At 72.6% G+C, this 17947-nt stretch carries 18 protein-coding genes; 9 read left to right on the top strand and 9 right to left on the bottom strand.

Annotated elements, in window-relative coordinates; genetic code table 11:
• Positions 1-15 precede the first annotated feature (15 nt).
• The 4 genes from OIE75_RS05275 to OIE75_RS05260 form a co-directional block, all read right to left on the bottom strand.
• Positions 16-1401 (bottom strand): NADP-dependent succinic semialdehyde dehydrogenase, encoded by a 1386-nt coding sequence (locus tag OIE75_RS05275; RefSeq protein WP_307010084.1) that lies wholly within the window; start codon positions 1399-1401, stop codon positions 16-18.
• Positions 1402-1508: 107 nt separating this feature from the next.
• Positions 1509-1970, bottom strand: a complete 462-nt coding sequence (locus tag OIE75_RS05270; protein ID WP_307010082.1) for an NUDIX domain-containing protein — start codon at positions 1968-1970, stop codon at positions 1509-1511.
• Positions 1967-3505 carry an ATP-dependent DNA ligase gene (locus tag OIE75_RS05265; RefSeq protein WP_329469743.1) on the bottom strand — a complete coding sequence of 513 codons (1539 nt, stop codon included), beginning with the start codon at positions 3503-3505 and terminating at the stop codon, positions 1967-1969. Before OIE75_RS05265 ends, OIE75_RS05270 begins: the two co-directional genes overlap by 4 nt.
• A gap of 127 nt (positions 3506-3632) precedes the next feature.
• A complete protein-coding gene (locus OIE75_RS05260) occupies positions 3633-4598 on the bottom strand; it encodes an NAD(P)/FAD-dependent oxidoreductase (protein ID WP_307010080.1) in 966 nt (321 codons plus the stop codon).
• Between the two features lie 77 nt (positions 4599-4675).
• On the opposite strand from OIE75_RS05260, the gene OIE75_RS05255 reads away from it, so the two are divergent.
• The 6 genes from OIE75_RS05255 (at position 4676) to OIE75_RS05230 (ending at position 9981) form a co-directional block, all read left to right on the top strand.
• Positions 4676-5251: a helix-turn-helix domain-containing protein gene (locus OIE75_RS05255; protein WP_307010078.1), complete on the top strand. Its 576-nt coding sequence runs from the start codon at positions 4676-4678 to the stop codon at positions 5249-5251.
• Between the two features lie 125 nt (positions 5252-5376).
• Positions 5377-6357, top strand: a complete 981-nt coding sequence (locus OIE75_RS05250) for an NADPH:quinone oxidoreductase family protein (RefSeq protein ID WP_307010076.1) — start codon at positions 5377-5379, stop codon at positions 6355-6357.
• On the top strand, positions 6354-7535 hold the full coding sequence (locus tag OIE75_RS05245; RefSeq protein WP_307010074.1) for an acyl-CoA dehydrogenase family protein: 1182 nt from the start codon (positions 6354-6356) through the stop codon (positions 7533-7535). The genes OIE75_RS05250 and OIE75_RS05245 overlap by 4 nt, the downstream gene beginning before the upstream one ends.
• Positions 7532-8620 (top strand): acyl-CoA dehydrogenase family protein, encoded by a 1089-nt coding sequence (locus tag OIE75_RS05240; RefSeq protein WP_307010073.1) that lies wholly within the window; start codon positions 7532-7534, stop codon positions 8618-8620. Before OIE75_RS05245 ends, OIE75_RS05240 begins: the two co-directional genes overlap by 4 nt.
• Before the next feature lie 186 nt (positions 8621-8806).
• Positions 8807-9670 carry a phosphatidylinositol-specific phospholipase C/glycerophosphodiester phosphodiesterase family protein gene (locus OIE75_RS05235; RefSeq protein ID WP_329469742.1) on the top strand — a complete coding sequence of 288 codons (864 nt, stop codon included), beginning with the start codon at positions 8807-8809 and terminating at the stop codon, positions 9668-9670.
• A 116-nt stretch (positions 9671-9786) separates the two neighbouring features.
• Entirely contained in the window at positions 9787-9981 is a 195-nt protein-coding gene (locus OIE75_RS05230; protein WP_122620880.1) for a hypothetical protein, read from the top strand.
• A 17-nt stretch (positions 9982-9998) separates the two neighbouring features.
• Here the strand turns inward: OIE75_RS05230 and OIE75_RS05225 are convergent, their stop codons facing one another.
• Positions 9999-10367, bottom strand: coding sequence for a DUF779 domain-containing protein (locus tag OIE75_RS05225; RefSeq protein ID WP_307010069.1), 369 nt, complete (start codon positions 10365-10367; stop codon positions 9999-10001).
• Positions 10368-10477: 110 nt separating this feature from the next.
• On the opposite strand from OIE75_RS05225, the gene OIE75_RS05220 reads away from it, so the two are divergent.
• Both OIE75_RS05220 and OIE75_RS05215 read left to right on the top strand, forming a co-directional pair.
• Complete coding sequence (locus tag OIE75_RS05220; protein WP_307010067.1) at positions 10478-10951, top strand: MarR family winged helix-turn-helix transcriptional regulator; 474 nt, start codon at positions 10478-10480, stop codon at positions 10949-10951.
• Positions 10952-11080: 129 nt separating this feature from the next.
• Positions 11081-12673 (top strand): MFS transporter, encoded by a 1593-nt coding sequence (locus OIE75_RS05215; protein WP_329469741.1) that lies wholly within the window; start codon positions 11081-11083, stop codon positions 12671-12673.
• A gap of 52 nt (positions 12674-12725) precedes the next feature.
• Here OIE75_RS05215 and OIE75_RS05210 read toward each other — a convergent pair whose 3' ends face one another.
• From OIE75_RS05210 to OIE75_RS05200, 3 genes are all read right to left on the bottom strand, one after another.
• Positions 12726-13115: a luciferase domain-containing protein gene (locus OIE75_RS05210; RefSeq protein ID WP_329469740.1), complete on the bottom strand. Its 390-nt coding sequence runs from the start codon at positions 13113-13115 to the stop codon at positions 12726-12728.
• Positions 13116-13228: 113 nt separating this feature from the next.
• Positions 13229-14320 carry a lytic polysaccharide monooxygenase gene (locus OIE75_RS05205; protein WP_307010063.1) on the bottom strand — a complete coding sequence of 364 codons (1092 nt, stop codon included), beginning with the start codon at positions 14318-14320 and terminating at the stop codon, positions 13229-13231.
• A 134-nt stretch (positions 14321-14454) separates the two neighbouring features.
• Positions 14455-15603, bottom strand: a complete 1149-nt coding sequence (locus OIE75_RS05200) for a GH12 family glycosyl hydrolase domain-containing protein (RefSeq protein ID WP_329469739.1) — start codon at positions 15601-15603, stop codon at positions 14455-14457.
• A 317-nt stretch (positions 15604-15920) separates the two neighbouring features.
• On the opposite strand from OIE75_RS05200, the gene OIE75_RS05195 reads away from it, so the two are divergent.
• Complete coding sequence (locus OIE75_RS05195) at positions 15921-16904, top strand: IS481 family transposase (RefSeq protein WP_307017759.1); 984 nt, start codon at positions 15921-15923, stop codon at positions 16902-16904.
• A 1-nt stretch (position 16905) separates the two neighbouring features.
• Here OIE75_RS05195 and OIE75_RS05190 read toward each other — a convergent pair whose 3' ends face one another.
• On the bottom strand, positions 16906-17931 hold the full coding sequence (locus tag OIE75_RS05190) for a LacI family DNA-binding transcriptional regulator (protein WP_307010060.1): 1026 nt from the start codon (positions 17929-17931) through the stop codon (positions 16906-16908).
• Positions 17932-17947: the final 16 nt, after the last annotated feature.

Below are 17947 nucleotides of genomic sequence, written 5' to 3'. Positions count from 1 at the left end.
GTAGTCGCGGAAGGCTCACGCTCCGTGCCATACCGTGGTGATGTTGCAGAACTCCCGGATTCCGTGCCCGGACAGCTCACGCCCGTAGCCCGACCGCTTGACCCCGCCGAACGGGAACGCCGGATGGGACGCGGTCATCCCGTTGACGTACACGCCACCCGCCTCCAGGTCCCGTACGAAGCGGTCCACGTCGGCGTCGTCGCGGGTCCAGACGTTGGAACTGAGCCCGAAGTCCGAGTCGTTGGCGATCAGCACCGCCTCGTCCAGGTCCGCCACCCGGTACAGCGTGGCGACGGGGCCGAAGGCCTCCTCGCGGTGGATGCGCATCTCGCGCGTCACGTCGGCCAGCACGGTCGGCGGGTAGTACCAGCCCGGGCCCTCGGGGCGTTCGCCCCCGCACAGCACCGTCGCGCCGGCCCGCTTCGCGTCGTCGACCAGCTCCACCACGTCGTTCAGGCCCTGCTCGCTGGAGAGCGGCCCGACCTCGGTCTCCTCGTCCAGCGGGTCGCCGACCTTCAGCGCCCTCATGCCCGCGGTGAAGCGTTCCACGAACGCGTCGTACACGTCCGTGTGCACGATGAACCGCTTGGCGGCGATGCAGGACTGCCCGGCGTTCTGCGTGCGCGCGGTGACGGCGACCTCGGCGGCCCGGTCCACGTCGGCGGACGGCATGACGACGAAGGGGTCGCTGCCGCCCAGCTCCAGCACCGTCTTCTTGATCATCTCGCCGGCGGTGGCGGCGACCGCGCGGCCGGCCGGCTCGCTGCCGGTGAGGGTGGCGGCCCGCACCCGCTCGTCGCGCAGGACGCCGTCGACGGCCGCGGAGCCGATCAGCAGGGTCTGGAAGCAGCCCTCGGCAAAGCCCGCCCGGTGGAACAGGTCCTCCAGGTACAGGGCGGTCTGCGGCACGTTCGAGGCGTGCTTGAGCAGCCCCACGTTGCCCGCCATCAGCGCGGGCGCCGCGAACCGGATCACCTGCCAGAGCGGGAAGTTCCACGGCATCACCGCGAGCACCGGGCCCAGCGGCCGGTAGCGGACCAGGGCCCGGGAGGCGCCGGAGTCCTTCACGTCGGACTCCGCGGGCTCCTCGTCGGCGAGCAGGGCGGCCGCGTGGTCGGCGTACCAGCGCATCGCCTTGGCGCACTTGGCGGCCTCCGCGCGGGCCTGCTTGACCGGCTTGCCCATCTCGGTCGTGATGACCTTGCCGATCTCCTCCTGGTCCGCCTCCAGGAGATCGGCGGCCCGGTGCATGAGCCGGGCGCGCTCGTCGAGCGCCGTCGTCCGGTACGTGCGGAAGGTGGCCTCCGCGAGCTGGATCCGGCGCTCGATCTCCTCCTCGCCCATGGCCTCGTACGTCCTGAGCGTCTCGCCGTTCGCCGGATTCACCGTCGCGATGGGCATGACCGACCTCCCTGGGTGGTGGCTCGTGCTTCGACCCTGGCGCGTGGCGGGGGGTGCCGCAACGCGGACGGGTCCGGTGCGGGCTTTCCGCACCGCGTCGCCTCTTGTCAGTGCGAGTGCTCAGCCAGCCGGTCGAGAAACGCGGCCTGCGCCGTCACGATCACCTCGCGCGCCCGCTCCACCGGGAACCAGGCGACCCGGTCCAGCTCGGGGAACTCCTGGGTCCGGCCCGACCGCGGCGGCCACTCCATACGGAAGGTGCCGGGTACGACCGTCGCCGGGTCGAGGTCGGCCTCGACGGCCCAGACCGTGACGACCTTCCCGCCCGCCTGCCGCACCTCGCCGAGCGGGACGGCCGCACCGTCGGGCGGCGGCAGCCCCAGCTCCTCCTGGAACTCCCGCCGGGCCGCGTCCCAGGCCGGTTCCGCGGGATCGTACTCGCCCTTGGGGACCGTCCACGCGCCGGTCTCGCGGCGGGCGTAGAACGGGCCGCCCATGTGCCCGAGGAGCACCTGGAGTCCCCCTCCGGGGCCGCGGCGGTGCAGCAGCAGGCCCGCGCTGCGCCTCACGGGGCGACGCCCGGGTGGGCGGCGAGCAGGGTGTCCACGGTGTCCGCCTCCTCGGGGCGCTTGTCCTCGCGGTAGCGGACCACGCGGGCGAAGCGGAGGGTGACGCCGGCCGGGTAGCGGGTGGAGCGCTGGAGGCCGTCGTAGGCGATCTCGACGACGAGTTCGGGGCGTACGGTCACGCCCCAGGGGTGTTCCTCGACGGCCAGCTGCCCGAGGCGCTCGGTCTGCCAGGCCAGCAGCGCGTCCGTCATGCCCTTGAAGGTCTTGCCGAGCATCGCGAACGAGCCGTCGGCCGTGCGGGCGCCCAGGTGGAGGTTGGACAGCTTGCCGGTGCGGCGGCCGTGGCCCCACTCGGCGGCGAGCACGACCAGGTCGAGCGTGTGGACGGGCTTGACCTTCAGCCAGGACGCGCCGCGGCGGCCCGCGCTGTAGGCGGCGTCCAGTCCCTTGACGACGACGCCCTCGTGGCCGCGCCGCAGCGTCTCGGCGAGGAACTCCTCGGCGGCTGGCGCGTCCTCGGGCCCGCCCACCAGCGCGCGCCGCACCCGCGCGGGCTCGGGGACCAGCCGGGCCAGCGCGGCGTGCCGCTCGGTCAGCGGCAGGTCGAGCAGGTCGTGGCCGTCGACGGACAGCGCGTCGAAGAACACCACGGAGACGGGGACCGCCCGCGACGCCGTCGCCACGTCCGTGCGGGAGCCGACCCGTCCGGCGGTCTCCTGGAACGACCGGGGACGTCCGCTCCCGTCCAGGGAGATCACCTCGCCGTCCAGGATGAACCGCTCGCCGGGCAGCGCGAGGGCCGCCCGGGTGACCTCGGGGAGCCGGTCGGTGATGTCGTCCAGGGTGCGGGTGTAGAGGCGGACGGTACCGCCGTCGCGGTGCACCTGGACGCGGATGCCGTCCAGTTTCTCCTCGACCGCGCAGGCGCCCAGCTTGCCGACCGCCTCGGCGGCCGAGGAGGCGCTGTGCGCCAGCATCGGCAGCACGGGTCGGCCGACGGTGAGCCGGAACCCCTCCAGGGCGCCGGGCCCGTCCGCGAGCAGGGCCTCGGCCACCGTCTGCAGGGAGCCCGCGAGCATCACCGCCCGGCGTACGTCCGCCGGGGGCGCGTCCGTCGCCGCGGCCAGGCCCTCGACCGCGGCCGCGTCCAGGGCGCCCTGCCGGACCTCGCCGGTCAGCAGCCCGATCAGGAAGCGCTGCTCGTCCTCCGTGGCCGCGCCCATCAGCTCGCCGACCAGCCGCGCCCGCTCGGCCTGCGAACCGGTGCCGGTCACCGAGGCGAGGTGCGTCAGCCGGGCGTCCACGTCGTGCACGGTGAGCGACGGCTCGGCGGCCGGCGCCACCTCGCGGCCCAGCACCTTCCAGCCGACGCCGATCCTGCCCTGCGGGAGGCGTCCCGCCAGGTAGGGGATGACGACCGGCACGTCCGCCGCCTCCGCCTCCCGGAACAACTCCGCGAGCAGGACGGTCTTCCGGGACCGCGCCGACGTCTCGGCGACCTCCCGGGACACCTGGGCCAACCGGGCAAGCAGCATGCAGTCATGGTGCACCGGAGAGGGCGGGGGCACACCTGGCGGGCTGGACGGGTCCGGCGGGCGCGGGCCGCGCGGCGGGGTCCCGGGCGATCCGCGCCCGCCGGACGGCGCCCCCTCGTGCGCCCCCTCACTCCGCCAGGGTCGCGTCCAGGTCCGACATGATCAGGTCGCCGACGATCGCCGCCGCCGCGCGGTAGCCGCCGCTCGCCGCGTGGACGACCTGCTCGCCGAAGCCCATCGCGTTGCCGGCCGTCCACACGCCGGGGACGGAGGTGCGGCCCGTCGGGTCGACCACCGGGTACGCGCCGAACGGGGTCTCCTGCAGGTCCGCGCCCAGCCGCTCCATCAGGCCGGTCTGCGGTACGGCCCGCGGGGCGACGAACACGACCGAGCGGTCGTGGGCCGAGCCGTCCGCCAGGCGGACCCCGGTGAGCCGGTCGTCCTCGATCCGCAGGGCGGCGACCTCGCCGGGGACCACCTTGACCCCCGCCGCGGCCAGGCGGCGCAGGTCGTCGTCGGCCAGCTCCTGCTCGGCGACGGTGTGCAGGAAGAGCGTCACGTCGTCCGACCAGCCGGACACCATCAGCGCCTGGTGCACGCTGAGCGGGCTGGTGGCGAGCACGCCGAAGTGTCCGTCGCGCACCTCCCAGCCGTGGCAGAACGGGCAGTGCAGCACGTCCCGGCCGAACCGCTCGGCGACCCCCGGCACGGCCGGCAGCTCGTCCTTGAGCCCGGTGGTGACGATCAGCCGGCGGGCCCGCACGGTGTCGCCACCGGCCAGCCGCACGGCGAAGTCCCCGTCCCGGGACACGTCGACCGCCCGGTCGCGGACCAGCTCCACGCCGTAGCGCGCGATCTCCTCCCGGCCGAGCGCCAGGAACTCGGCGGGCGGCATGCCGTCCCGCGTCAGGTAACCCTGCATGTGGTCCGAGGGCGTGTTGCGGGGCTCCCCGGCGTCGACGACCAGCGTGCGCAGCCGTGACCGGCCCAGGACGAGCGCGGCGGACAGCCCGGCGGCACCGCCGCCCACGACGACCACGTCGTAGGTCCCGGCGGGGTCCTCGCTCTGGGTAGGGGTGACGTTCTGGGTCATGGTGACCACCTCCACCCAGAAGGTCGCCCCGTCACCTCGGTATTGACAAATCTTGTTGCCGATTCTGCAATATCCACATGACTGCAGACGACGTCCTCGCCGGTGTCGGCCCCCGGCTCCGCCAGGTCCGCAAGGAGCGCGAGGTGACCCTGGCGGCCCTGTCCGAGATCACCGGCATCTCCGTCAGCACCTTGTCGCGGCTGGAGTCGGGCCTGCGCAAACCGAGCCTCGAACTGCTGCTGCCGATCGCCCAGGCCCACCAGGTGCCGCTGGACGAACTCGTCGGCGCCCCGCCGGTCGGCGACCCCCGCGTGCGGTCCGAGCCGATCGTGCGCCACGGCCGCACGCACTGGCCCCTCACCCGCCAGCCGGGCGGGCTCCAGGCGTTCAAGGTGCTGGAGCCCGCGCGCAAGGAGGAACCGGACCCGCGCACCCACGAGGGGTACGAGTGGCTCTACGTCCTCTCGGGCCGGCTCCGGCTCGTGCTCGGGGACCACGACGTGGTGCTGTCGGCGGGGGAGGCCGCCGAGTTCGACACCCGGGTGCCGCACTGGTTCGGGTCGACGGGGGAGGGGCCCGCCGAGTTCCTCAGCCTCTTCGGCCCGCAGGGCGAGCGGATGCACGTACGGGCGCGGCCCGCCGCCCGCACGTGAGGGCTCGCCCTGCGCGCGGCGGCGGTACGTGACGCACGACAGGGGCCGAGCTGTTCCCCGAACGGCAAGCGACCGCTTAGTATGCGAGTGACCCGGTCGGACGACGCAGTCGGTGGAGGCCCCGCATGCAGGCATGGCAGGTGCACGAGAACGGCGAGCCGGGCGAGGTGATGCGCCTCGAGGACGTGGCGCCGCCCACGCCCGGCGACGGCCAGGTCCTGCTGAGGGTCCGCGCCGCCAACATCAACTTCCCGGACGCCCTGCTCTGCCGGGGCCAGTACCAGATCAGGCCGCCGCTGCCCTTCACGCCGGGCGTGGAGATCTGCGGCGAGACCGAGGACGGGCGCCGCGTCATCGCCAACCCCGCGCTTCCGCACGGCGGCTTCGCCGAGTACGCCCTCGCGGACGCCCGGGGCCTGCTGCCCGCGCCGGACGCGCTGGACGACGCCGAGGCCGCGGCCCTGCACATCGGCTACCAGACCGGCTGGTTCGGCCTGCACCGCCGCGCGCGGCTGGAGGCCGGCGAGACGCTGCTGGTGCACGCCGCCGCCGGAGGTGTCGGCAGTGCGGCCGTACAGCTCGGCAAGGCCGCCGGCGCCACCGTCATCGGTGTCGTGGGCGGCCCGGAGAAGGCGGCCGTCGCCCGGGAACAGGGCTGCGACGTGGTCGTCGACCGGCACGCCGAGGACGTCGTCGCCGCCGTGAAGGAGGCCACCGGCGGCCGGGGCGCGGACGTGATCTACGACCCGGTGGGCGGCCAGGCCTACACCCAGTCCGCCAAGACCGTCGCCTTCGAGGGCCGGATCGTCGTCGTCGGCTTCGCGAGCGGCACCATCCCCAGCCCCGCGCTCAACCACGCCCTGGTGAAGAACTACGCGATCCTCGGCCTGCACTGGGGCCTCTACAACACCAAGGACCCCAAGCTGGTCCAGCACTGCCACGAACAGCTCACCGACCTGGCCGCGCGGGGCGCGATCAAGCCGCTGGTGAGCGAACGGGTCCCGCTCGGCGGGGCGGCGGACGCCGTACAGCGCGTCGCCGACGGCAAAACGACCGGCCGGGTGGCCGTCGTACCCCAGACGCTGGAGAAGGGAGCCACCGCATGACCGACGCGACCGAACTGCGCACCCGAACCAAGGAGTTGCTGGCCGCGCATCCCCCGGCCACCACGGAACGCCTGGACTTCCTGAGGGCCCGCTTCGACGCCGGACTCGCCTGGGTGCACTACCCGCAGGGCCTCGGCGGACTCGGCGTCCCCCGCTCCCTCCAAGCCGTCGTGGACGCCGAGTTGGCGGCGGCGGGCGCTCCCGACAACGACCCCCGGCGGATCGGCATCGGCCTCGGCATGGCCGCCCCGACGATCCTCCAGTACGGCACCGAGGAGCAGAAGCGACGGCTGCTGCGCCCGCTGTGGACCGGCGAGGAGGTGTGGTGCCAGCTGTTCAGCGAACCGGGAGCCGGGTCCGACCTGGCCGCGCTCGGCACCCGGGCCGTTCGTGAGGACGGGGGCTGGGTCGTCGACGGGCAGAAGGTGTGGACCTCCAGCGCGCACCTCGCCCGCTGGGCCATCCTCATCGCCCGCACCGACCCGGACCTGCCCAAGCACCGGGGCATCACCTACTTCGTCTGCGACATGACCGACCCCGGCGTCGAGGTCCGGCCGCTGCGCCAGATCACCGGCGAGGCCGAGTTCAACGAGGTGTTCCTCACCGGAGTCCGCATCCCCGACTCCCGGCGCCTCGGCGAGATCGGCGACGGCTGGCGGGTCGCGCAGACCACGCTGAACAACGAGCGCGTCGCCATCGGCGGTACCCCGATCCCCCGCGAGGGCGGGATGATCGGCAAGATCGCCGGCACCTGGCGCGAACGCCCGGACCTGCGCACCCACGACCTGCACCAGCGGCTCCTCGGCCTGTGGGTCGAGGCCGAGGTCGCCCGGCTCACCGGCGTACGGCTGCGCCAGCAACTGGTGGCCGGCCAGCCCGGACCCGAGGGCGCCGGCATGAAGCTGAACTTCGCCCGGCTCAACCAGGAGATCAGCGGCCTGGAGGTCGAACTCCTCGGCGAGGAGGGCCTGCTGTACGACGACTGGACGATGCGCCGCCCCGAAATGGTGGACTTCACCGGCCGCGAAGCCGGGTACCGCTACCTGCGCTCCAAGGGCAACAGCATCGAGGGCGGGACCAGCGAGGTCCTGCTCAACATCGTCGCCGAACGCGTCCTGGGCCTGCCCGCCGAGCCGCGCACCGACAAGGACGTCGCATGGAAGGACCTCGCCCGATGAGCGCACAGCCGGAACCCGCTCTGCTCTACTCGGAGGAGGAAGAGGCGCTGCGCGCCGCCGTCCGGGACCTGCTCACCGACCACTGCGACCCGGCGGGCGTCATCACCCGCACGGAATCGGCCACCCCGCAGGACCTGTCGCTGTGGAAGGCGCTCGCCGACTCCATGGGCCTCGCCGGCCTGCTGATCCCGGAGGAACTGGGTGGCCAGGGTGCCACCCACCGGGAAACCGCCGTGGTGCTGGAGGAGTTGGGGCGCGCGGTCGCGCCGGTGCCCTACCTGACGAGCGCCGTCGTCGCCACCGAGGCGCTGCTGGCCTGCGCGGCCGACGACCTGCTCACCGAGCTGGCATCCGCGACCTCCGTCGCCGCTCTCGCCGTCGGACTGCACGTCGCACCGGGCGGCTCCGTCCCTGACGTGCGGCTCGAAGGGGGCACCCTGCACGGTGAACTGACCGGCATCGCCGACGCGGCCGTGGCCGACGTCCTGCTGGTGCCCGCGGACGACGGGGGACTGTACGCGGTCCGGGCCGCCGACGTGACCGTCACCCCGCAGACGTCCCTGGACCTCACCCGGCCCCTCGCCCGCGTCACCCTCGACGGCGCCTCCGGGCGCCGGCTCGGCGACTCCGGGCCCGCCGTGCGGCGCGCCCTGCGGGCCGGTGCGGGGCTGCTCGCCTCCGAGCAACTGGGCCTCGCCGACTGGCTGCTCACCGAGACCGTCCGCTACCTGAAGGAACGCAAGCAGTTCAACCGCCAGGTCGGCGGCTTCCAGGCGCTCAAGCACCGGCTCGCCGGGCTGTGGCTGGAGGTGGCCGGGCTGCGCGCCGCGGCCCGCAACGCGGCCGACGCCCTGGCCACCGGCGAGGACACCGACGTGGCCGTCGCCGTGGCCCAGGCGTACGCGGCCCGGGTGGCCGTCCACGCCGCCGAGGAGGCGCTGCAACTGCACGGCGGTATCGGCATGACCTGGGAGCACCCGGTCCACCTCTACCTGAAGCGGGCCAAGGCCGACTCGATCGCCTACGGCGCGGCGGGCACCCACCGGGCGGCCCTGGCCGACCTGGTCGACCTGCGAGCCCCCTGACAGCTGCTCTCCGTCCATAGTGCGTGCCCGTCCCCTCCGGGGGGCGGGCACGTTCCGTGCGACCGGCTCCGTCGAGATGAACGACCGAGGGCGGTCCGGCCAACTCCCCGCACGGCTCTGCTCCCCGAGGGCACCGGGACCGCATACTCACAGGCGTCCCGTACGGCACATCCAGGGAGGCAGAGCATGGCCCTCACCACCCGACGCAGAGCCCTCACCACCCTCGGCGCCGCCCTCGCGGGCGCGGCCGCCCTGCCCGCAGGCAACGCGCTGGCGAGCGAAGGCGGGCGCGGGCCGCGCCCGTTGTGGCGCGCGCACGCCCACAACGACTACGAGCACCCCCGCCCGCTCCTCGACGCCCTCGACCACCGCTTCGGCAGCGTCGAGGCCGACATCTACCTGGTCGACGGCCAACTCCTCGTCGCCCACGACCCCGAGGACCTCGACCCGGCCCGCACCCTGGAATCCCTCTACCTCGAACCCCTCGCCGCCCGGATCCGCGCCAACCACGGCCGTGTCTACCGGCGGGACCGCCGCGCCCTGCAACTCCTCGTGGACATCAAGACCGAGGGGGCGTCGACGTACCTCGAACTCGACCGGCAGCTGCGCCGCCACCGGGACCTGTTCACCACCTACGCCCACGGGCGGGTCCTGCCCGGCGCGGTCACCGCGGTGGTCTCCGGCGACCGGGCGGCCCGCGCCCCCATGGAGGCCCAGCGCACCCGCCGCGCCTTCTACGACGGCCGGCTCACCGACCTCGGCACCACCGCACCCGCCTCCTTCGTCCCGCTGATCAGCGACAACTGGACGCTCAACTTCACCTGGCAGGGCGTGGGCGCCTTCCCGCCCGCCGAACGGCGCAGGCTGCGGGGCATCGTTGGCGCGGCGCACGCCCGCGGGCGGCGGGTCCGGTTCTGGGCCACGCCCGACATCGCGGGCCCCGCGCGGGACGCCGTGTGGACCGAACTGGTCGCCGCCGGTGTCGACCACCTCAACACCGACGACCTCGCGGGCCTGGAGGCGTTCCTCGACGCCCACCGGGGCGCGTAGGACTCCGGCGCGAACACCACTCGTTCGGAGGACAGGTCAGCCGCCCGGACGAACCCTCCGCTACGCCACACTTGCGGCCGAACGCCGCGAAGTGGACGTGGCGGAGGAGGTTGACGATGGCCGTTTCCATCTCTGTGGTGCTGTTGCTGTTCGTCCTCGCGGTGATCTTCCTGCGCAACGGAGGGCTGAAGATCTCGCACGCGCTGGTGTGCCTGCTGCTCGGCTTCTACCTGGCGAGCACGAGCATCGCCCCGACCATCAACAGCGGTCTGACCGCGACGGCGGACATCGTGAGCAGCCTCAGACCGTAGACCGGGCCGCGGGCGGCCTAGGCGTCGACGACTCGCGAGCGGATGAGGAAGCGCACCCCCTCGGGCGCCTCCAGGGAGAAGCCGCTGCCGCGGCCCTCGACGACGTCCACGGTCAGCCGGGTGTGACTCCAGGCCTCGTACTGGCTGCGCGACATCCAGAACTCCACCGGCTCCCCGACACCGTCGACCTCCAGTTCGCCGAGCAGGACGTCCGAACCGCCGGTGCGGAATTCGCCCGCGGGGTAGCACATGGGGGCGCTGCCGTCGCAGCAGCCGCCGGACTGGTGGAACATCAGCGGGCCGTGCGTCTCGCGGAGCCGTCGCAGCAGTACGGCGGCCTCCGCGGTCAGCTCGACGCGGGGGGTCTCCTCGTATGTGTCGCCCATGGGGGCGCATCCCAGCACGGGGAAGGTTGCGAGTGCGTTGCGCCGGTGGTGCCGCGGGCTCGATCTTTGGTCTTTTGACATACCTATATGGCTATACTTATTATCCGCGGGTGACCGACTCCAGTACCCCTCGCCGGGACATCGACCGCGTGGCCTCCGGGCTCGCGGCGTGCCTTCCCGCGCTGCACCGGGCGCTGGACCGGCAGGTCACCGCCGCATACCCGCACCCCAAGCCCCCGGAGGGCCAGCTCGCCCTGCTGCGCTTCGTCGCGCAGCGCGAGGGCGCCACGGTGCGCGAGGCCGCCGAGGCCCTGCTGATGAAGCCGAACAACGTCAGCGCCCTGGTCTCCCAGCTCACCGAGCGGGGTGATCTGGAGCGCCGGCAGGACAGCGCGGACAAGCGGGTCGCCCACCTCCACCTCACGGCCATGGCGCGTCAGCGGGTCTCCGAGGTGCGGGAACTCGAGGCCGCGTTCATCCGCCACGCCCTGACCTCCCTCACCGAGGGGCAGCAGGGCGCGCTCGGCTCCGCCCTGGACGCGCTCGACGCGTTGGCGCGCCACCTCCACCCCACCGCCCGCTGACCGGGCGGAACCCGCGCGTTCTCGCCGGCCGCAGGCGCACCTTCGTGCCCGCGGCCGCTCCGCCGTGCTCCCGCGGACCGCCATGTCTTGGCGCACCACCCTGCCGAACCTGGAAGCGAAGGCCCGTTCATGCCCTCCACCCCCGTGGCCGACCCCACCGCGCCCCCGGCCGAGACCGCCCGACCGGCGGCCGGCCGTCGGCGGTCCAACCCGTGGCTGACCCTGCTCGCCGTCGCGTTCGGACTCTTCATGGTCCAGCTCGACGGCTCCGTCGTCGCCATCGCCAACCCCGCGATCGGCAGCGACCTGCACGCGTCGACCGCCCAACTCCAGTGGGTCACCAACGCCTACCTGCTCGCCCTGGCCGCCACCCTCATCCTGGGCGGCAAGCTCGGCGACCGGTTCGGGCGGCGCACCTACTACCTCGTGGGCGTCGCCGGCTTCACCCTCGCCTCCGTCGCCATCGGCCTCTCCGGCTCGGTCGAGGGCGTGGTCGCCTTCCGCGCGCTCCAGGGCGCCTTCGGCGGACTGCTGATGCCCAACACCCTCGGCCTGCTGCGCTCCGTCTTCCCGCCGAAGAAGTTCGGCATGGCCGTGGGCATCTGGGCCATGGTCTCCGCCGTGGCGACCGCCCTCGGACCCATCGTCGGCGGACTCCTCGTGGAACACGTCGACTGGGAGTCCGTCTTCTACATCAACGCCCCCATAGGCGTCGCCGCCATCGTCTTCGGCGTCCTCGTCCTCCCGGAGAGCCGTGGGGCCGCCGGCCGGGAGCGCTTCGACCTTCCCGGTCTCGTCCTGCTCGCCCTCGGTCTGCTGGCCGTGGTCTTCGGTGTCGTCAAGGGCGAGACCTGGGGCTGGACCTCCGCCGGAACGCTGGGCGCCGTCGCCGCCGGACTGGTCCTGCTGCTCGTGTTCGGGCGGCACGAGACCCGGACCGCGCACCCCTTGCTGCCGATGAGCCTGTTCCGCAGCCGGGCACTGACGATCGGCGCGGTCATCACCGCGCTGAACTTCTTCGTCCTGCTCGGAGTGATCTTCTTCGTGATGCTGTATCTCCAGAACGTGCGCGGCTTCACCCCCGTCGAGGCGGGCGTGCGCACACTTCCGCTCAGTCTCGCCTCGCTGGTCGCCTCACCGCTGGGCGCGGCCCTGACCCAGCGCTTCGGGCCGCGGCTGACCATGCCGGTGGGCATGCTGCTCCAGGCGGCATCCTGCTTCGGCATGCTCACCTGGCAGACCGACTCCGCCTACGCCACGATGTGGCCGCCGTTCATCGCGCTCGGCCTCGGCGTCGGCATGGTGATGTCGGCCTCCTCGGACGCCATCGTGGGCAACGCCCCCGTCCGGTACGCCGGTGTGGCCGGCGGCCTCCAGGCGACCACCCTGCAGATCGGCGGGGCGCTCGGTACGTCCGTCCTGGTCTCGCTGATCAGCGCCAGGGTCGGCTCCACGCTCACCGGGGAACTGACCGGCGCGGGCGTGCCGGCCGCCGTGGCCCACGGGTTGCGGGAGGCCGAGGATGCCGTGGCGATGGGCGTGGCACCCGTCTCCGGGGACCTGCCGGCCGGCCTGCGGGCCGCCGTGGTGGAGGGCAGCGGCCAGGCGTTCATGAACGGCGTCCATCTGGCCGTGGCCGTCACCGGCGTCCTCTGCCTGTTCGGCGCGGTCCTCGCCGCGGCCGGTGTCCGGCGCGCCCCGGAGGGCGGGGCGGACCACTGACATCAGGCCACGGCGGTGTGCCCACGGCCGGGCGCACCGCCGTCGGCGTCCGTCAGACCTCCCCGGCCACCGTGCGGGGCAGCACCGTGACCCGGCGGAAGTTGCACCCCGAGGGCGGGTCGCCGGCCGGACGGGACTGATGGGCCTTGAGCGCGATGCTCACCAGGCTCAGCAACAGGTCGACGTCGGCGTCGCAGTCCAGGTGCACGGTCACCCAGCGCGAGCCGGCGACCAGCCGGATGGCGCTGGAGCCGCTGAGGTCGTACTGGAAGCGCTGGATGGCCCGGTGGGTGAGGTGGAGGTCCACGTCCCGGTCCGAATGGAAATGGACGATCTCGGAGCGGACGGAGCGCAGTGCCCGTCCGGTTCCACAACTGGCCGAACCCGCGGTGAGGTCGGGCCAGGCTTGCAGCCGCTCAAAGGCGTGCTGGGCCGGAGTCATGCCCCCATCGTCGCCCGATCACCGCTTCGCAACCAGAGGTTGAGCGATTCGTAACCGGTACGTGAGGTCGGCGGGGCCCGGGGCGGGGCGCCGCCGACCTCACTCGAAAGGGGTCAGGGCGCGACGCAGCCGATCGTCCCCGCGGGGAAGTTGTTGCCCGTGGACGTGGCCGTGAAGCCGAAGGTCACGCTGGAGTCCGGTGGGATGACGCGGTTGTGGTCCACGTTCCGGACCGTCACCGTGCCGTCGCCGCCGCCGGACACCGAACCGTTCCACACCCCGCCCAGTGTGGTCCCGCTGCCCGGCCGCCACTGCACCGCCCAGCCGTTGAGGGGCTCGCTGCTGTGGTTCATCACCTCCACGGAGCCTTGGAAGCCCCCGCTCCAGGAGTTCTCCACGGTGTAGACCGCCATGCAGGAACCGGAGTGCGTGGGCGGTGTCGTCGGGGTCGGCGTGGGCGTCGGGTCCGGGTCCGGAGTGCTGCCCGAACCGCGGATGCCGGTGACCTCGCCGTTGCCGCCGTCGAAGACGACGTCCGAGCAGGAGAAGAAGTTCTCCTGGCTGTCCGAGCGCACCCACTGCATGAAGATCAGCGCGTCGCCCGAGCGGCCCGAGGGCAGCGCGAGGTCCCAGAAGTAGTGGCCGCCGTCGGTACCCGGCGAGCCCTGCTGCGGCGGATTGGTCACCGTCTCGATCAGCTCCAGGTCGTCCCAGCCCAGTTCGGACGTGGGTGACCAGCCCGGCTTGGTCAGGTAGACCCGGAAGTCACCGGGGTGTGCCGCCCAGTTGCTGTACTGCACCTTGATCGTCTTGCCGGACGTCAGATGCGTCCGGGGCCAGTCCGCGCGGGCCGCGTTGTAGGCGGAGAAATCGTACGGGGAGCGGTCACCGGCGCTGCACAGGGTGCCGTCCGGCACGTATCCCGCGCCGCGTCCGCCCGCGTTGGAGTCGAGTACGGCGAACCAGTTGTACAGCGCCGTCCCGCCGCTCTCGTCGAGGGCGGCCCGGCAGGCCGGGTTCGTCGGGTCGAGGGCGCCTGTGCCGGTCTTGGCGTCCAGTTGGCAGAGGTAGGTGCGGGAGCCGGGCATCATCGCCACGCCGTGCGCCTCGGCGCGCCCCTGCCCGAGCAGGAGGGTCACGCCGAGCGCGCTGAGCAGGGTGGCCAGCACCGCCGCGAGGGAGAGGAGTCTGCTGCGTCGAGCCATGGGGTCTCCTGATTCCGCCGGCTATTCATGATCGGTTCATGACAATCAAGCGAGGTCTGGGGGATGGGGGCAGGGAGGTGGAGCCCCCGCCCGTCCGGGGGGGCGGGGCTTCGACCGGACGGGCGGGGGAGCGCTTACGCCGTGGCGCAGGCGGCGTCGTTCAGGCGGAAGCCGTCCGGCTCGGCGAACGTCCCGCCGTGCGCGCCCTGGAAGCCGAACGACAGGCTGCCGCCGGGAGCGATCCGGGCGTTGTGTGCCACGCCGGTGGCCGTGACCGTGCCCGAGGACGGGGTGAGCGAGGCGTTCCAGGCGTTGGTGATGCGCTGGCCGGCGGGCAGGGTGAAGGCGAGCCGCCAGCCGTCGACGGGTGCCGTTCCGGTGTTGGTGACGGTGACGTCCGCGGTGAAGCCGTTCTGCCAGACGTTCGTGCCGTACGACACCTCGCACGCCGCCTCGCCCGGCTCGCCGGGGTCGGGGTCCGGGCCGGGTCCGGTGCCGGTCTGCACGGTGGAGGTGAACGAGTTCACGGCCAGGCCCGCGCCGTTCTGCCAGGGCTCGAAGCCCGCCTGAACGCTCGTCAGGTACCAGTCGTTCCCGGCGAGACCGCGCGCGACGGTCGCCCGGACGAAGTCCATGACGTCGAAGCTCCAGCTGCTGATCGCCGACGGGGCCACGAAGGACAGCACGTCGTTGGAGCCGTTGCCGCCGCTCCATACCTCCCAGGTCCGGCCGCCGACGGTGGCCGTGCCGACCGGGGAGCCGATGGGCTGGATCGGGCCCACCCGGTTGAACCAGATCATGATCTCGGTCTGGTTGACGCCGTCGGTCCGGGGCGTCGGGTCCAGCCATATGTCGTAGGAGGCGTTGTAGACGGCGTCGCCGACGAAGCCGTACGAGATGCTGGACGGCGCGCTGGACACGGTGTTCAGCCGGGCGGGCAGGCTGGTGCCCGGCGAACAGGTGGTGTAGTGGCAGCCGTTGAAGACCGACGGGTACGACTTCGGTGCCCCGTTGGTCGGCACCGAGCCGTCGGCCTGGGCGACCCGGAAGCCGCTGTCGGTCGCGGTGACGCACTGGGTGGCGCTGGAGCCCCAGCGGTTGTTCTGGACGACGTACCGTCCCTGGATCGTCGCCGTTCCGAAGGGTTCGCAGATCGTGGTGTCCGCCTGGGCCGGCGGCGCCGCGGCCAGCAGGGCCGCGACGGCCGCGACGCTCGCGAGCGTCGCGATCAGGGCCGACAAGAGGCCGCGTAAGGTGCGGACTTGGGGCGGTGGCGTTCGCATGGGGGCCTCTCCGGGAGAGTGCGGGGGGGAAGGGGCCGGAGCGGGAGCGCTCCCAACTCCCCACTGATGGGAGCGCTCCCAACTACCGGTTGACTGGGGACTGTAGAAGCCGTTCATGTTCCTGACAAGACTGTGCGCAACGGAGCCGTCGCACGAATCTCGAAGCCCCAGGTGAGAGCCGGGCCCCCGACGGGAGCGCTCCCGACGACGGCCTAGGTGTATTGACCACGAGCGTTGTTAACAGGGTCGAGATCTTGATCATGGCGAAGACCTCCGGTGTGGTGGAGGTGTCTAGGCTTCACCACACGGAGGTCTTCGTGTCCCACCGTAATGCCCGTCTTACCGTTCACGGCAGACGAATCCTGGTCGAACGCGTCCTGTCCGGCCGTCCCGTCGCGCACGTGGCCGCGGAGATGGGTATATCCCGTCCTACAGCCCACAAGTGGGTCCGCCGCTGGCGGACCGAAGGCGATGCGGGGCTGCACGACCGTTCCAGCAGGCCCCGCACCACTCCACACCGCACGCCGTCTGCGGTCGAGGCCCGGGTCTGCCGACTGCGTTCCGGGCGCAAGCTCGGCCCGGCACGCATCGGACCGATCCTGGGTCTTCACGCCTCGACCGTCCACCGCATCCTGGTCAGGCACGGTCTGAACCGTCTGGCCTGGCTCGACCGGCCCACCGGCGAACCGATCCGCCGCTACGAGCGAGCCAGAGCGGGCGAGCTGGTCCACGTCGACATCAAGAAACTCGGCAACATCCCCGACGGCGGCGGATGGCGAACTGTCGGCCGCGCGGCCGGTGACCGCAACCGCCAGTCCACCACCACCGAGCGCAAGAGCTGCACACCGGTAATCGGCTACAGCTACATCCACTCCGCCGTCGACGACCACTCCCGCCTGGCCTACAGCGAAGTCCTCACCGACGAGCGCAAGGAGACCGCCGCCGGCTTCTGGCAGCGGGCGAACGCCTTCTTCGCTGCTCACGGCATCACCGTCGAACGGGTCCTGACCGACAACGGCTCCTGCTACAAGTCCAGACTGTTCACCCAGACGCTGGCCACCGCGGGCATCACCCACAAGAAGATCCGGCCCTACCGGCCGCAGACCAACGGCAAGGTCGAACGCTTCAACCGCACCCTGCTCGACGAATGGGCCTACCTGCGGCCCTACACCAGCAACACCGAACGAACAGCAGCCCTGGCAGACTTCCTCCACACCTACAACCACCACCGCTGCCACACCGCACTCGGAGGCCAGCCACCAATCAGCCGCGTGAACAACGTTGCGGGTCAATACACCTAGGTCAGGCGGAGTCCCGGAGTACCAGCTCGGTACGGAGGATGACGTGCCGCCAGGCAACGGGCGACTCCTCCATCTCCTCCAGCAACAGCCGCACCATGGCGCGGCCGATCTCCTCCAGTGGCTGCCGGACCGTCGTCAGTGGCGGGTCCGTGGGCCGGGCCGGCTGGAAGTCGTCGAAGCCGATCACCGCCACGTCCTGGGGCACCCGCCGCCCCGCGGCGCGCAGCGCGCCGAGTGCCCCGGCGGCCAGGGTGTCCGAGGCGGCGAAGACCGCGTCCAGCTCCGGGTGACGGCCGATCAGGCTGGTCATCGCCCGGCGCCCGCTCTCCTCCGTGAAGTCGGCGCCCTCGACGACCAGCGAGGGGTCCGGCGTCACCCCGGCCAGCTCCAGAGCCTCCCGGTATCCGCGCAGCCTGCACTGGGCGACGTACATGTCCAGCGGCCCACTGATGGCCCCGATCGCGCTCCGGCCCCGGTCCAGCAGATACGTGACCGCGCCGCGCGCACCCCCGGCGTTGTCGGCGTCGACGTAGGTGACACTCTCGTCGCCGGAACGCCGCCCGAGCATCACGGTGGGCAGCCCCGCCTTGGCCAGCATGTCCGGCAGTGGATCCGCGGCGTGCACGGACATCAGCAGCACACCGTCGACCCGCCCGCCCCGCGCGTACTCCACGAACCGCCGGCGCTCGGTGTCCGTACGGACCAGAGTGAGCAGCAGCTGCACCGGTGTGTCGGTCAGGGCGTCGCCGACGGCATGCACGATCTCAGTGAAGAACGGCTCCCCGAACAGCCGCCAGTCCGTCTCCGTCATCACCAGCGCGACGGCGTCCGCACGGTGCCCCGCCAGCGAGCGCGCCGCGAGATTCGGAACGTACCCCAGCTCCGCGATGGCCCGTTGCACGGCGCGGCGCGTCGAGTCCCGCACGCCGGCCGCGTTGTTGATGACCCTTGAGACGGTGCCCCGCCCCACGCCGGCGAGGGCGGCCACCTCCTCCAGCGTCGGCGTACCGGGACGCTGTCTGCCCATGTCCGCCCGCCTTCCC

Source organism: Streptomyces sp. NBC_01723, from assembly GCF_036246005.1.
Lineage (GTDB): Bacteria > Actinomycetota > Actinomycetes > Streptomycetales > Streptomycetaceae > Streptomyces.
This window is presented reverse-complemented; position numbering and strand designations above follow the sequence as displayed.